Origin of the sequence: Flavobacterium tegetincola DSM 22377 (genome assembly GCF_000425485.1) — a bacterium.
Classification (GTDB): domain Bacteria; phylum Bacteroidota; class Bacteroidia; order Flavobacteriales; family Flavobacteriaceae; genus Flavobacterium; species Flavobacterium tegetincola.
Window position 1 is genome coordinate 23,698 of the sequence record NZ_AUDN01000020.1, and the last position, 15,711, is coordinate 39,408.

Genomic DNA, 15,711 nt, shown 5'->3' on the forward strand with positions numbered 1-15,711 from the left:
AGATTAATAATTTCTGAAAAAGCACATAAAATTAAGTAATAAAAGAATAAGGATTGATTCTTGGTAGAAAGGATACTTCTCAACAAGCAAAAAGTACCCAATACTATAGTAATACTACTGGTACATAACGATATGTTTTTTAGTACGGTAAAAGCAATCATTTAGTTGGTATCGACAGAAAGCGTATATAAACCAAGTTTTTCTATTCGACCGTAAGGCGGACACAATCGGGCTAAATCATAGTAAGAGGTTTGGTCTGCTTCACTGTGATTTTTGATAAATAAATCCGGTGTATAGCCCGTGCTGTCCTCATTTTCTACTTTCATGCCAAAATGAGCAGTATAGTTGTGGTTTAGCAAAAAATCATCTTTGCTGATGAGAAATGCATTAAAAAGAGTGTGCTCATCAATCCACTTTCTTAAAATTTCTTCATCTGCCCAAGCAGTTGCTCTTTTTATAGCTTCTGCTTCCTCTATTTCATAAGGATGGGATAATCCATCCCTTTTTTTAAGATCAATTGTAAAAATAAAATCTTCTATACTTTCAAGTTTTAGCAGTGTTTCACTTTGATCATTGAAGTCAGAAATAACATGCATAACGACATTTTCTTTCAGAGTGTCTTCGTTTATTTTGAGTCCAAAATAAATGTGAAACTGCTCTTGGCATGCTGACATTTTGGGCACTCTAACTTCGAAATCGGTGTACTTACTGATCGTTTCAAAAAAACGTTGCTTGTCTTTTTTCAAGTCATTCCAATTTGAAATGCTACTGACGATTGACTTTAACTCTGTATTCATTGTTTATGTTATTTAGATGAAAACCAAAAATAACGATTTATTATGGGATAGGGAAAACCCTGGTGAATTAAAACGTAAGAATACCCTTGTTATCAAATGAAATTACTGTCGTTAATTTGAAAATAAGTTTTTAACGTTAAAGACACGCAAACAGGGATGCCGAAAACTGAAAATAGAGTAAGCAAATAATATAAAATTTAAGAATTATGGGAGCTATTAAAGATGCCATCAAAATGGCTAGTACCACCGATGAAGAAGTGAAAAAAGAGTTGAATCTTCAATTAGACAACATGACAGCACTTGCTAAAGCAAAAGCAGATTATTTTAATTTACTGTTGAGAGAAAAGCTTAGTAATGCTGGTTCAGGAACTAGTAAGGACATTCCAGTAAAATTTATAATTGACTATACTTCTCAAACGCATGCATATGCATCTAATAGTAGTACTTCAATAGCTACAACAATTACAGGAGCTATTTCGGATTTTGTGAGTGGTGGTAAAGAAAATGTAATGAACGGAGTTGGCGCATTAATGACCAAAGCGGTAGAGACATTATTTGGAAGCTCCGATGGAAGTGAAGATGAAATTCACTTCACATCTGTTTTTGCGGAAGGTAGAGCATTAGTACGCTTGGACTTGATGGCATGGAAACGATTTACTAAAGTACAAAAGTTGTCCACTTCTGCAGAGCAAATTAGTGCTTTTGTAATGTGTAAATCTACTATTGATGCACAAGTATTGGACTATAACACTTTTATCCAGCTCTATCAAAAAAATCTATATGAAAAAGCATCAGGTATAAATGCAGAACAAATAGCTAAAGAGTTGGATGAGATTGATGAAATTTATAAAAAGTTTTTAGCTTTTCAGAAAAATGACAGCAGTCTTAAAAGAGGAGGAGAATCCAGCTTACAACTTCCTACAGCAGAAGAATTAGCGAAAGCACTTGGTGAGGTTAAAAAGTCAGAAGCCTCTTTAGGGTGGTAAAACTTATAAACACAAAGAGTACCCCTTAAAAGTGGGGTACTTTTAAATTAAAAACATTATGGAAAACAACAACACATTACGAATTAGCATTTTCTTTGACGGCACAGGAAACAACGCAAAGAATGCGTACGAAAGAGAAAAAAAAGGCAACGTAACTCCTAAAACGGGAGGAAGTTATGATATTTCGCCTACAAATATTTACAGGTTGTTTTGCAATCTAGAGCAAAATCAAAATGACACTAAGAAGGCACTTTATATAGAAGGAATAGGCACCTTTGAAGGTTTGGTTGACTCCACCATGTCCGCGGCAACCGGCTTTGATATATGGGATGGGTATGACGCATCAGCTAAAACCAGTAAGGCTTTTCAAGCAGTTGAGAAAGTGATAGCGGACTTCAATCCTTTACCTTCAACGGGAAACGTTTGCTTAAAATTTGACCTGTTTGGGTTCAGTAGAGGGGCTGCACTTGCCAGAAATTTCGCCAACATTTTGCAATCAGATCAAATAAAAAAAGACCGTATCAAAACAATTTTAAACGATAAAAACCAGAAGCTTGAAGCGATTGAATTTGGATTTATTGGCTTATTTGATACAGTAGAGAGTATAATTTACCCTCCAAAAGTCGTACATTTCAATTTAGATTTGGCCGCAATTAAGGCAGACTGCATCTTTCACTTAGCAGCACTACATGAGTGCAGAGAAAACTTTCCGCTTACAAGCGTCATACAGAATAATAGTGGTACTACTTCTCCTAATCTTGATGAGCAGGGAAGTAGATGCAACACAATAAACAATACCTATGAATTGTTTGTGCCTGGAGCACACTCAGATGTTGGCGGCGGTTATAACGCCTGTCAGGACGAAAATGCTACAATAAATGATGATGCTACGTATACTAGAGAAGGAGCAAAAAAACTAGTTGAACATATTACTGAGGTAAACCCCGTTTTTCTGCCGCTGCTTTCGAGTATTCAATATGAATTTGAAACTTTAAGTGCAGGCTTTAATGCAATAAGTAAAAGGAAAAATGTACATGGGCACCTGCAACTTTTATATGCAAAATTAATGGCAGTAACGGCTCAAAAATTTGGAGTTCCATTTGATTTACAAGTCTTTGATGTAAACCATACAATTCCAAACGATCTTATTCCGTACTATGAAAAATTGAGCGACAGCTCTCAAGCACTAATTGAGAGTAAGAAGTTTAAGGCATTACATCACGAATTAACCCCAGAATTGGTGCAGAAGTATGTGCACATTTCCGTCTCTACTCGTACAATTATGGGTAAAGAAGAAGAGGTGGAAACAGGGCCACTGCTCAAATCGACCACCGCTGCTAGGGGTGGAGTTTATATTGTAAACCGACCAGCTAACGACTGGAAACGTAAAATCATTAGTTTATAAAGTGCCTATTTAAAATTCGCAATTAGGTGAAAAAAGCGATAACTGTAGATTGATTGACAGGTAGTTCATCATCCTACTGCAAATCATAGTAGTTCATTTTTAGTTCCTGCAAAGGAGTATTTGTGAAACTTCGTGGCAAAAAACAGCCCAGCAGAGGTGGGGTTAAACCAGAAAGGACTTGCGAAAAAGCAAAGCCATCTCACTTTTCTGATCAAAGCAACTGTGTTAACTAAAATTTTCACATTTGAAAAAGAGGAATGCCTTTAAAATTGTAACCCTTGTAGGCTTCCAAACCCTGCGAGGGTTAATACCTAAAATAATAACGGGTTGTACTCGTCTAATCATAAGCACTTCCAATAACAGCTTGCACTTCTTTATAAAACCTTGAAGTAGGTAATATACATTTAATAACATTTAAATTGCATTTTTAAACATTATTGTCCAGTAAAAAGTAAAATCGGACCGTAATCTTTTGTAAATTTAAAAAATATTTAAGAACTAAAGGCGTAGTTGCGAATGGTTTACAAACGGTGTATGTGCCGGAATTTGTAGTAATGGGAATTAATTTTAATACGAGAAACAATGGCTAGACAAGATGTACTCAACAAAGCGGAATCGCAAAACGGAACGTTAGAATCACCAGCAAACAGTAATAAGACGGCGTATGGTTTGTGGTACCAACCTTCTTTAAACGGACAAAAATGGTGTGCCATGTTTGTGAGTTGGGTGTTTCACCACGCAGGACATCCGTTAGGACACATTCAAACCAAAAACGGCATCCACCACTGTCAATCTGCTCATAATTATTATAAGGAAAAAGGCAAACTTACATCCAATCCGCAACCCGGAGATATTGTAATTTACGACTGGGAAGGAAATGGATATGCCGATCACATTGGGATATTTATCAAATGGACCACTGCAGCTCAAACAGCAATTGAAGCATGGGAAGGAAATACCTCAACGTCCAATAACAGCGACGGCGGCGGTGTGATGAAACGCATACGTTCAAGAAATCTCATCAAGTCTTTTATCAACCCAGGCGTCTACTCCGAAACGGCCGTTACTCCAGTCGCTCTTGCATTGGCTAATGGAGCGAGAGGTTCACAAGTGACTCAAATTCAGAAATACCTGTACGATATAGGCTATACAATAGAAATTGACGGTTACTTTGGCAACCAGACTGAAACACAACTAAAAGACTTCCAGACCAAAAACGCCATGGATGCAACAGGAATTGCCGATGCTGTCACGATTGGAGCTTTGCAAGAAGAGGCGAATGCAGTAGGAGTAGCCAAATCTAAATTTATTTCCGGAAGTTACCTCCGCCGTGGTAATGTAGGTTTTATGGTAACTGAATTACAACGTGCTTTGAATGCAAAAGACATAACATTAAACGTACCGATTACAGGTAGCTTTGATCTTGGAACGTTAAAGGCTGTAAAAATATTTCAAACTAAAAACCGTTTGCAAGTAGACGGTATAGTAGGTCCCAAGACTTTTGAAAAGTTGGGAATCATTTGACCTTCAGCACTTATTTAGAAACTATTAATGCGTTTGTCTTATGGAAATGTCAAAAATATTGGAAATTTTGGTTGCCTTGGCCTTATTTTATTTTCTGTTCAGTTCTTTAGTGTCAGTAGTTTTTGAATGGTATTCCTATCAAACACAAAAACGAGGCAAGTTTCTCTACCAATCCATTATAAAGTTGCTTAACGATCCTGTAAATCAAAGTTATGGTGCGACACTGTATGCGCATTTTTCCATCGACCGGTTAAAAAAAAGCAAAGATTTTTACCCTCCTTATATTTCTTCGGATCTGTTTGCCGATGCGTTGATTGATGTAATTGGTTCGCAATCAGACCGTGTTTATTTTGATAATCCATTTGCTTCAAGCAATAAAGAGGCTTTTTTTGAGGTAAAAATGCAAGAGCAACGAATTACCGAGCCATTTGTCCGTTTTGGAGAAGGTCTAGCGTGCATGCACTACAGTCCGCTCAAAAACCAACTCCGTTTTTACTTCGAAAAATCGAGCACGTATGCCGAATTGCATTTCCAACTCAAAACCTGGTATGACGATTATATGTCGCGTGCCAGTGGTTGGTATAAAAACAAAACAAAAACATCTTTGTACATCATCAGTTTTATGGTTTGCGTTGGTTTTAATTTGGATTCAATTACCGTGGTTAAAAAAATCAACCGCGACGATGCCCTTCGAAAAAAAATGATGGTTGTGGCAGAACGAACGGTGGACCGCGAAAATAAATCAACGGATGCGACTGCCGAAAAAAAACAATCATTTGCCTATCCCACCGAAGATGCCTCAAATTTTACAATGGATTCAGACAAAAAACGTGGGGATGAGGTCCTCAACGAATACCTTAGAATAGAGCTGCAGTTGCGGGAACTAGAAGACAATGCTCTACCCATTGGTTATTATGGATACAATAGTTTTCTCAATATTTTCAGTAGTTTATCCTCTTTTTTATGGTGGTTGTTGGGGTTGCTTATTTCAACTTTGGCTTTGAGTTTTGGAGCTCCCTTTTGGTTTGAAGTCATGGCGAAAGCAATTAACATCAGAAGGTCTGGGGTAAAACCGAATTGATACACGTGCAGTAGTTGATACAGCGATGTTGCGACTTCTGTAGCTCCTTATCAAACAGGAGTAGCGAAAACATATTCTGCATAAAGAAGATGCCCTTTGGCAATAAACACTAATAAATGAAGAAGGATGACAAACAGATTCAACACGCACATTCATGTCTTTAACGGACAATGTGCACCAAAGGATTTTTTGCAAGTGGGACTTTCGGTAGGTGATGGTATTTCGACTTTTGTAAAGTGGCTTATTCAAACCAAGCCCGTATCGTGGGTAATTGTAAAGCTGGGTTATTTGATTCCCACAAAAATGCTGCAGTTTCTAAAAATTGGTGTAATGGCCAGTCAGGAAGAGGTGTTGCAGTATGTGCTCGACAACTACAAGCAATCGCACTATGCCGATGTAAAATTTATTCCGTTGACCTTGGATATGGATTACATGACCGATTCCAAAAACAAACCCAACCAAGATTATAAATCGCAGATTTATGAAATGACGCAATTGAAGAAAACCTATCCCAATAGCATTTTTCCCTTCTATAGCATGGACCCTAGAAATCAGGAAAGCATGCAGCTCAAAGAGTTCAAGCACTTGTATGAAACCAATACTTTTTCGGGTTTAAAATTGTATCCACCCAATGGTTTTTTCCCGTTTGATCCACGGCTAGACCCCATTTATGAATATGCCGTAACGCACAATATTCCCATCATGACGCATTGTACCCGCGGAGGAAGCTATTTTATAGGCAAAAAAGTGTGGTCTTTGATACCCGATGTGCCACCGTCGTTAAACCCGAGCCATCCTGAAATGCAAGTCATTTACAAACGAATAGCCGCCTATAAAAAGACTACTGATACATTTTTCAAAGAAAACGGACGTATTTGCAACTTGTTTTCACATCCGTCCAATTACCTTCCGGTTTTGGACAAATACCCTACGCTGAAATTGTGTATCGCTCATCTGGGCGGTGATGTTGAGGTACTGGGTTCGAAAAATAAAAATGCGAAACAACTAAAAATACATACTAAGTCGACCCAGTTAGAAGAAAACGCGACTTCATGGTACCACTTTATTTTGGAGCATATTATTACTCCTTACCCCAATACCTACACTGATATTTCCTACACGTTAAGCGATACCGCATGTATGAAGGTGTTGTACAACGACTTGCAAAATGGAAAAGTAAATCCAGAGCGGCTTCTTTTTGGTACGGATTATTTTATGATCCAAAAAGAGTTTACAGAACTCGAAGCCATCGGCACTGCCGAAAACGAACTCAAGCAGTATTTTGAAGCCATGATGGGGTCGAATAACTTTACCTACTTGAAACGGTGAAGTCCTTGCTGTTGTGCTGTTGTTTAGAAAGGAAATACAAAATAGCAGCAATTCTTGAATTTTTTTTTACAAATAATCTCCGATTAAAAAAAGAATCAAATGATGCAGCGTCGTTGGCTTGAACTAAAAGTAAAGCCATTGCTGGAGACCGCTGGAGCTTCAGTCCTTTAATTCTACGGTAGATAAGGAGCCACACGACGATTGTTGTGATAATGTGTCGACCCAAATCGTCTAGGACAAAAAATGCCGCGGGAATCAGATTTCCTTAGTCCACGGAGCAATTTCCGAATGGCAAGATTACTTTTTGAGTTCCAGATCGCGTTTTAAAAAATATACTTTAGTGTATTTTACTTTAGCTTGCAAAAAATTAATAACCGCAAATTTCACAAATTAGTGGGTACCCATTACTGTACTATGTGGTACCACATTGTAGACTTTTAGTCTATTTTTAGGTTCCAGATCGCGTTTAAAAAAATATACTTTAGCGTATTTTACGTTAGCTTTCAAAAATTAAATAACCACAAATTTCACAAATTAGTGGGTACCCATTGCTGTACTATGTGGTACCACCTTGGGGACTTTCAGACTATTTTTGGTTTCTAGATCGCGTTTTAAAAAATTTGCTTTAGCGTATTTTACGTTAGCTTTCAAAAATTATATAACCGCAAATTTCACAAATTAGTGGGTACCCATTGCTGTACTATGTGGTACCACCTTGGGGACTTTCAGACTATTTTTGGTTTCTAGATCGCGTTTTAAAAAATTTGCTTTAGCGTATTTTACGTTAGCTTTCAAAAATTATATAACCGCAAATTTCACAAATTAGTGAGTACTGATTGCTGTAATTTGTGGTTGGAAATACGTGGTACCACCTTGCAGACTTTCAGACTATTTTTGGGTTCCAGATCGCGTTTAAGAAATATACTTTAGCGTTTTTTACTTTAGCTTCCAAAAATTTCATAACCGCAAATTTCACAAATTAGTGGGTACCCATTGCTGTAATTAACTCGTTTATAAATGCGGCAGTTCATTTTGCAAAAAATGCTGTGTCAAGAAAAAATTAAAATAAAAAAGTGACACAACTTTGTGTCAAAGTTTTATGATATAGAATTTTTGACACAAAATAACGTTTGTACTTAACAACAGTAAATAGTAGTTCCGATGAAAATTTCAAAAGCAATTCGAAATGCATTTGGAGTCACACAGATGCAAATGGCGGTGTATTTACAAGTAACGCGAAGCCAACTCACGATGTATGAAAACGGTAAACGCGACTTGCCGTTAGCTGCTTTGGTCAAACTTTCCGAGATGGAAGTATTTCTAAACGTGTTAGAAGCAACACCGAATAGTACGTCAATGCCCTTCGAAGACGTACAATTGGAAAAGGCGGCCGTAGTTTTAGAAAAATATTTAAATGAAGCCGCCTTTCAATTGCTGGCTTTACAGAAGCAACTGGACACAATGCAAAAAGCCTACCGTCAAAATGGTCAATTACTGCAATGCATAGCCGCTTTAGAAATCAAAAACACAGCGGTACCTGGTGTTCCAGATAGTGGTTTGCAGCAGATGAAACGTACCGCAACTGATAAAATAGATAAGAATGGTTTGCACCATCAAGCAAGGCTTTACTTAAAATTGAAAATGCAGATATTGCACGACAAGCAAAATTTTATAAATAATTTAACTAAAAATAGTCTAAATATATAAAGTATTCTTAAAACTTTGTGAAGCAAATACTAAAAGAGTTGTTGTTTCGGTTATAGCGGTATAAACTTTTTTAAATCTTTGCTTATGGCGTATTCTGTTGCACAAATCACAACCGTTGCAGATTGTGATTTATTATTGTCGTTGGCTGCTAAAGAGAAAGCAGACCAAAATTTTAAAAAGCTTTCGGAAGAAAGACTTACCCTGAACTACAGCACCACTTCCATTGAGATTGATGCTGACCTGCAATCGGTAGCCACCGAAATTGCAGCGACTGAAACTGTTATTGCAACCTTGCCGGAAGGCAAAAGTAAAGAGGAAGCAATAAAGAAAAAAACAAAGCTGGAGTACCGCAGGTTTTTATTGAACAACAGAAAAGAAAGTTACGGCGTTTTGGCGTTACTTGAAAAAGAGTTGGATTTAAATCGAGTTACAGTAGAAATTAGCGAAATTGATGCGTTTATTACTGCAATCAATGCGCGTAAAGCGGAGATGTAACCGTTTTGTTTTTTGGATTGAGAAGAGCCTTTCGAAAGAATGGCTTTTTTTATGCCCTTTTGGGATTTAGGATTTCTGGCACGGCGACTTAGGATTTTAATGTAGCATTTTGGAAACCTAGTGCAAAGGTTGATGCATTGAGGAAACATGAGCGGTTGCTACTGGGACGTGTTGTAAAAACTGATTCTTCATTTTTAACGCACTGTTTTTTAACAAGCAGTGCCGTATTAGGTAAAGACTTTGATAATCATTTGACATAAAGTAAAAAATAAAAGTAGCAGAATGTGGAAAACCGTAAAACAAATCGTTTTACGGTTTTTATATTTGGAGCATAAATAAGCAATCAAGAGTAAAAATACTTATTGTTAAAATCGTTTAAAAATGGTAGGTTTGGGAAAAGAAAATTACAACATACATGTTCGAACAAACATTTAAAAATATAGACGACCTTCTTTACAAAGATTCGGGTGCAGACAGTGAATTAGATTATATAGGGCAAACCTCTTGGGTAATGTTCCTTAGATATTTAGATGAATTAGAACAAGACAAAGCCGACCAAGCCGAATTAAAAGGAGAAGCATACACTTTTATATTAGAAGAGGAATTTCGATGGCCAAATTGGGCTATGCCTAAAGATGCCGAAGGAAAACTAGACCATCATAGTGCTATGACTGGACCTGATTTGGTGCAGTTTGTAGATGGAAAACTGTTTCCTTATTTGGCTAAGTTTAAGCAAGAAGCAGATTCTGCCAATACTATTGAATATAAAATTGGGGAAATCTTCTCGGAATTGAAAAACAAAATTCAATCGGGTTATAACTTGCGTGAGATTTTGGAATATGCGGATAGTCTTCCTTTTCGTGCTTCTACGGATAAGCATGAGTTGAGCCACTTGTATGAAACCAAAATTAAAAACATGGGGAATGCAGGTAGAAATGGTGGACAATACTATACTCCTCGCCCATTAATTCGTGCTATGATAAATGTGGTTGACCCACAAATAGGTGAAAAAATATACGATGGTGCAGCAGGTTCGTGTGGTTTCTTGGTGGAAGCGTATGACTATTTGTACCAACGCATGGAAAAAACAACCGATAACCTAAAAACACTACAAGAAGATACCCTTTACGGAAAAGAGAAAAAGAACTTGGCTTATGTAATTGGGATTATGAACATGATTTTGCATGGTATTGAAGCACCCAACATTATACACACCAATACACTAGGCGAAAACATACGCGATATACAAGAAAAAAACCGTTATCATGTTATTCTTGCCAATCCACCGTTTGGAGGAAAAGAACGACCAGAAGTGCAACAAAACTTTGACATTAAAACAGGAGAAACGGCTTTCTTGTTTATGCAACATTTTATAAAGAGTTTAAAAACAGGTGGTCGTGCCGCTATTGTTATTAAAAACACCGTTTTGAGCAATACCGACAATGCTTCGGTAGCGTTGCGTAAGTTATTACTAGAAGGTTCTAATTTGCACACTATTTTAGATTTGCCAGGTGGCACGTTTACAGGTGCAGGAGTTAAAACAGTTGTCTTGTTTTTTCAAAAAGGAGAACCTACTAAAAACATTTGGTATTACCAATTGAACCCAGGACGCAACATGGGAAAAACCAATCCTTTGAACGATAAGGATATGGAAGCTTTTGTAAGCCAACAAAAAACAAAACCCGAAACCGAACAATCGTGGAATTTAAAAGTAGCCGATATTGACGAAACTACTTTTGACCTAAGCGTAAAAAACCCAAACACACCCGAAGAAGCTGCCCTAAGAAGCCCAGAGGAAATACTAGACGAAATGGTGTATTTAGACAAAGAAACCAAATCTATTTTGAATTCAATTAAAGAGCTGATATGATGATTAAATCAATAGAAAAATCAAATTCAGAAAGCTTAGTAAAGGAGTTATTATTAGCGAAGAAAGAATTAATTTCTTCAAAAAAAATAATGGATAAAAAGGATGGGCACATTTATCCTATAAAAGATATACCATTCGAAATATCAGAAAATTGGCAATGGGCGTTTCTATCAGATATTTCAATTATTCAAGAAGGTCCTGGAATTAGAAAACATCAATATCAAGATGAAGGAATTCAATTTATTACAGTAACAAATATTTTAGAAGGTTCCGTTGATTTGTTAAAATCACAGAAGTATATATCTTTAAAAGAATATGAAGAAAAATATAAACATTATACTATAAATAAAGGAGATATTGTTACTGCTTGTTCAGGTGCTACTTGGGGTAAGTCTGCAATTTATGAGAATGATATACCATTAATGCTTAATACAAGTACTTTAAGGTTAAGGTTTTTCAATGATTTAGGAGATAATAAGTATTTATACTATTTAACTAAATCAAATTATTTTAAATCAAATTTAGCTTTGCATTTAACAGGACAACAACCGAATTATGGATATTCTCATTATTCTAAAATTCCTGTACCTATTCCACCACTACAAGAACAACAACAAATAGTAGCTATTTTAGACCAAGGCTTTGAAGCCATTGACCAAGCCAAAGCCAATATTGAAAAAAACATAGCTAACGCTAAAGAGTTGTTTGAAAACACCCTGCAAAAATTATTCGACAAAAAGGACTGGGATTTAAAAAGACTTGGAGAAATCGCTACATTTAAGAATGGTATGAACTTTACTAATAGCAGCAAAGGTCAATCCATAGAAATTGTCGGAGTAAAGAATTTTAAGAACAACTTTTGGGTTCCTATTCATGAATTAGAAAATGTCATTCTTGATGGAGAAATGAGTGAATTGTATCAATTAAAGAAAGGCGATATATTAACTGTTCGGTCAAATGGAAATCCTAAATTAATTGGAAGAACACTTTTAGCAGATGAAGTAAGTAGTATTGTATCTCACTCAGGTTTTACAATCAGAATTCGATTGAATTCAAACACTATACTTCCCACATTTTTATGTCACTTTCTTAAAACTGCCAAAACAATAAAAGAACTCGTTGACAGTGGAAATGGTGTAGGTATTAAAAGTTTAAATCAAGTCTCGTTATCTTCATTAATGATACCTTTCCCAGAGTCAGAACAAGAACAACAAATTATCGTCGATAAAATAGAGGAGATATCTATTCAAACAAAACAGATTGAATCACATTACAAACAAAAACTAAACAATTTGGAAGACCTAAAAAAATCGATACTCCAAAAAGCGTTTGCAGGAGAGTTGACAAGTCCTGAAAGGACGCAGTATAGTAAGGATGGACGTAGTCCTTCCGATGAAACACAAACGAATAAAAACCCTGAAAGGGTGACATAACTATGGGGCAGTCTTTAGTAAAAAACTACGTACACATAGTCTTTAGCACCAAACATAGGGAAGAATTAATTTATCCGCCCTACGAACAGGAGTTGCATGCCTATTTGGGAGGTGTCTGTAAAGAGTTAGATTGTGCAGTATTGATAGTTGGTGGCTATACAGACCATGTTCATATACTATGTATGTTGTCTAAAAAAATGGCTTTGATGACCTTGGTACAAAAAGTAAAAGCTCATTCTAGTAAATGGATGAAAACGAAAGATAAGAGATTGGAAAATTTCTTTTGGCAAGATGGTTATGGAGCATTTTCTGTAAATCCAAGTGAAGTAGATGTTGTGGTAAATTATATTAAGAACCAACATGAGCATCATAGTAAGAAGGACTTTAAGAAAGAGTATAGAGCATTTTTAAAAAAATATGAAGTTGAATATGACGAACAGTATGTTTGGGATTAATTATTTCGCCCTTTCAGGGCTTAACACACTTATCTCACATTCGGCAGGACTTCGTCCCACCTTATCAAATAACATCCTTTCGGGATTAAACCACTAATTATGAACGAAGCACAAACCAAACACGATTTAATTACACCTGCTTTGCAAGCGGCAGGTTGGGGTATTGTTGAAGGCAGTCGTTTGCGTTTGGAGTTTCCCATTACTAAAGGTCGCTTAATTGGGCAAGGCAGAAGAGCCACACCACTTTTTGCAGACTATGTTTTAGAATATAAAAACAGAAGAATTGGTATTGTAGAAGCTAAGAAAAGAGATTTATATTATACTGATGGTGTTGGTCAAGCCAAGGATTATGCGGAGCGATTGAACATTCGCTACAGCTATGCTACCAATGGTTTACAAATCTACGAGATAGACATGGATGAAGCTGCAGAAGGTGAAGTCCCAAAATACCCAACTCCAGACGAGTTGTGGGAAATGACCTATCCTACTCCAAAAGAAACTTACAAAATAGAAATAGCCAATTGGAAAGAACGCTTGTTCGAAATTCCTTTTGAAGACCGTGGTGGAACTTGGCAACCGCGATATTATCAGCAAAATGCTATTGCTAAAGTATTAGAGGGCATTGCTGAAAAGAAAGACAGAATGTTGCTAACCTTAGCCACAGGAACAGGAAAAACAGCCATCGCTTTTCAGATTGCTTGGAAACTATTTCATGCCAAATGGAATTTAAAACGAGATGCTACTAGAAGTCCAAGAATATTATTTTTAGCCGATAGAAACATACTAGCCGACCAAGCCTTTAATTCGTTTGGTGCTTTTGATGTTATAGATGAAAACATAAAAGTTCGTATTAGTCCGAAAGAGATAAAAAAGAAAGGGCATGTGCCTACTAATGGAAGTATCTTCTTTACCATATTTCAAACCTTTATGACCAGCAAGCAAAAGGAAGAAGAGGTAGAAGAAGAAATGGACTATTTAGAAGTAGCCGAACCTATGGAAGTGTATAGCAGTTCTGATTTTAATTTTGGGCAATATCCACCAGATTTTTTTGACTTAATTATTATTGACGAATGTCATAGAGGTGGTGCCAATGACGAAGGTTCATGGAGAGCCATTATGGACTACTTTTCTCCTGCGGTGCAATTGGGTTTAACGGCAACTCCAAAACGGGACGTTAATGCAGATACTTATAAATATTTTGGTGACCCAATATATACTTATGCTTTAAAAGATGGTATTAATGATGGATTTCTTACTCCTTTTAAGGTAAAAGAAATCCAAACCAATTATGATGAATATACTGTAACGGCTGATGATGTTATTATAGATGGTGAAGCCGAAGTTGGTGATACGTTTACTTATCGTGATTATGGTAGAAAAATTATCATTCAACAAGTAGAAGAATACCGCGTTAAAAAATTCTTGGAATTGATTAATCAAAATCAAAAGACTTTGGTTTTTTGTTCTACTCAAAAACATGCTGCCTTGATTCGAGATTTAGTTAATCAATTTTCGACCAGTAAAAGCATCAACTATTGTCATCGTGTGACTGCGGATGACGGAGCAATGGGAGAACAACATTTACGCGATTTTCAGGATAATGAAAAGAGTATTCCGACCGTTTTAACGACTTCACAAAAATTAAGTACAGGAGTTGATGCACCCGAAATTAGAAATATAGTTTTATTACGTCCTGTAGATTCTATGGTTGAATTTAAACAGATTGTAGGTCGAGGTACAAGGCTTTTTGATGGTAAAGATTATTTTACGTTGTTTGATTTTGTGCAAGCCCATCAGCATTTTAAAGACCCAGCTTGGGATGGAGAACCTTTAGAGCCAGAAACACCACCTGAAGGAGGGAAATCTAGAGTTTGCAAAGTGTGTCAAGTAAAACCATGCGTTTGCGAAAAAGAGGAAGTGGAAGATTGCGAGGTTTGCAAAAATTACCCTTGTGTTTGTGATATTCCTGAAAGCAAAATAATACGCGTTAAGCTATCCGACAATAAAGAAAGAGAAATAGATTCGACTGTAAAAACTTCTTTTTGGAGTCCGAGTGGAACACCTATTTCATCCACAGAATTTATACAACAATTGTTTGGAGATTTGCCAAGTTTCTTTACCAATGAAGAGGAATTGCGTAAACTTTGGAGCTTGCCAAGCACTCGAAAAAAATTACTCGTAGAGTTAAACGAAAAAGGCTATACCAATGAACAATTGGAAGAATTACGACTTCTAGTTCATGGAGAAGAAAGCGACTTGTTTGATGTGCTAAACTACATAGCCTACAGCAAGGACTTACTGCCAAGATTAGAGCGAGCTACTAGAGCAAAAGTCCAGTTAGGAGATTACAATCTGAAACAACAAGAGTTTTTAAACTTTGTATTGGAACAATACGTGAAAGAGGGTGTTGATGAATTGGATGATGTAAAACTTACCCCTTTATTGGTTTTAAAATACAAAGCGATTGCGGACGCTAAGAAAGAACTTGGTGAGATAAAGAGTATTAGGGATGCTTTCATTGGGTTTCAGAGATATTTGTATGGAGATAGAGTAAATTAAATAATTAGAGTATGGCTGTAATTTTACGAATAACAAAAAGCCATTGTAGAAAAAGTAAATGCTTTACTGG

At 36.5% G+C, this 15,711-nt stretch carries 12 protein-coding genes; 11 read left to right on the forward strand and 1 reads right to left on the reverse strand.

The window, feature by feature from the left end:
- Positions 1 to 161 precede the first annotated feature (161 nt).
- Positions 162 to 797 (reverse strand): hypothetical protein, encoded by a 636-nt coding sequence (locus H602_RS0104100; RefSeq protein WP_026976868.1) that lies wholly within the window; start codon positions 795 to 797, stop codon positions 162 to 164.
- Between the two features lie 206 nt (positions 798 to 1,003).
- Between H602_RS0104100 and H602_RS0104105 the strand changes: the two genes are divergently transcribed.
- From H602_RS0104105 to hsdR, 11 genes are all read left to right on the forward strand, one after another.
- Positions 1,004 to 1,783, forward strand: coding sequence for a hypothetical protein (locus H602_RS0104105; RefSeq protein ID WP_026976869.1), 780 nt, complete (start codon positions 1,004 to 1,006; stop codon positions 1,781 to 1,783).
- A 58-nt stretch (positions 1,784 to 1,841) separates the two neighbouring features.
- A complete protein-coding gene (locus H602_RS0104110; RefSeq protein WP_026976870.1) occupies positions 1,842 to 3,188 on the forward strand; it encodes a T6SS phospholipase effector Tle1-like catalytic domain-containing protein in 1,347 nt (448 codons plus the stop codon).
- 582 nt (positions 3,189 to 3,770) lie between these two features.
- Positions 3,771 to 4,712 (forward strand): peptidoglycan-binding protein, encoded by a 942-nt coding sequence (locus tag H602_RS19270; RefSeq protein ID WP_051224173.1) that lies wholly within the window; start codon positions 3,771 to 3,773, stop codon positions 4,710 to 4,712.
- A gap of 40 nt (positions 4,713 to 4,752) precedes the next feature.
- Positions 4,753 to 5,793 carry a hypothetical protein gene (locus H602_RS0104125; protein WP_026976871.1) on the forward strand — a complete coding sequence of 347 codons (1,041 nt, stop codon included), beginning with the start codon at positions 4,753 to 4,755 and terminating at the stop codon, positions 5,791 to 5,793.
- A gap of 126 nt (positions 5,794 to 5,919) precedes the next feature.
- A complete protein-coding gene (locus H602_RS0104130) occupies positions 5,920 to 7,122 on the forward strand; it encodes an amidohydrolase family protein (RefSeq protein WP_026976872.1) in 1,203 nt (400 codons plus the stop codon).
- A 1,161-nt stretch (positions 7,123 to 8,283) separates the two neighbouring features.
- The gene (locus H602_RS0104135; RefSeq protein WP_026976873.1) at positions 8,284 to 8,829 is read left to right on the forward strand and encodes a helix-turn-helix domain-containing protein; all 546 of its coding nucleotides are present in this window, start codon (positions 8,284 to 8,286) and stop codon (positions 8,827 to 8,829) included.
- Positions 8,830 to 8,913: 84 nt separating this feature from the next.
- Positions 8,914 to 9,324 carry a hypothetical protein gene (locus tag H602_RS0104140; RefSeq protein WP_026976874.1) on the forward strand — a complete coding sequence of 137 codons (411 nt, stop codon included), beginning with the start codon at positions 8,914 to 8,916 and terminating at the stop codon, positions 9,322 to 9,324.
- 415 nt (positions 9,325 to 9,739) lie between these two features.
- Entirely contained in the window at positions 9,740 to 11,194 is a 1,455-nt protein-coding gene (locus H602_RS0104145; protein WP_026976875.1) for a class I SAM-dependent DNA methyltransferase, read from the forward strand.
- Positions 11,191 to 12,627, forward strand: a complete 1,437-nt coding sequence (locus H602_RS0104150) for a restriction endonuclease subunit S (protein ID WP_026976876.1) — start codon at positions 11,191 to 11,193, stop codon at positions 12,625 to 12,627. The genes H602_RS0104145 and H602_RS0104150 overlap by 4 nt, the downstream gene beginning before the upstream one ends.
- A gap of 2 nt (positions 12,628 to 12,629) precedes the next feature.
- A complete protein-coding gene (gene tnpA, locus H602_RS0104155; RefSeq protein WP_026976877.1) occupies positions 12,630 to 13,082 on the forward strand; it encodes an IS200/IS605 family transposase in 453 nt (150 codons plus the stop codon).
- A 99-nt stretch (positions 13,083 to 13,181) separates the two neighbouring features.
- Positions 13,182 to 15,641, forward strand: coding sequence for an EcoAI/FtnUII family type I restriction enzme subunit R (gene hsdR, locus H602_RS0104160; protein WP_026976878.1), 2,460 nt, complete (start codon positions 13,182 to 13,184; stop codon positions 15,639 to 15,641).
- Positions 15,642 to 15,711 lie beyond the last annotated feature (70 nt).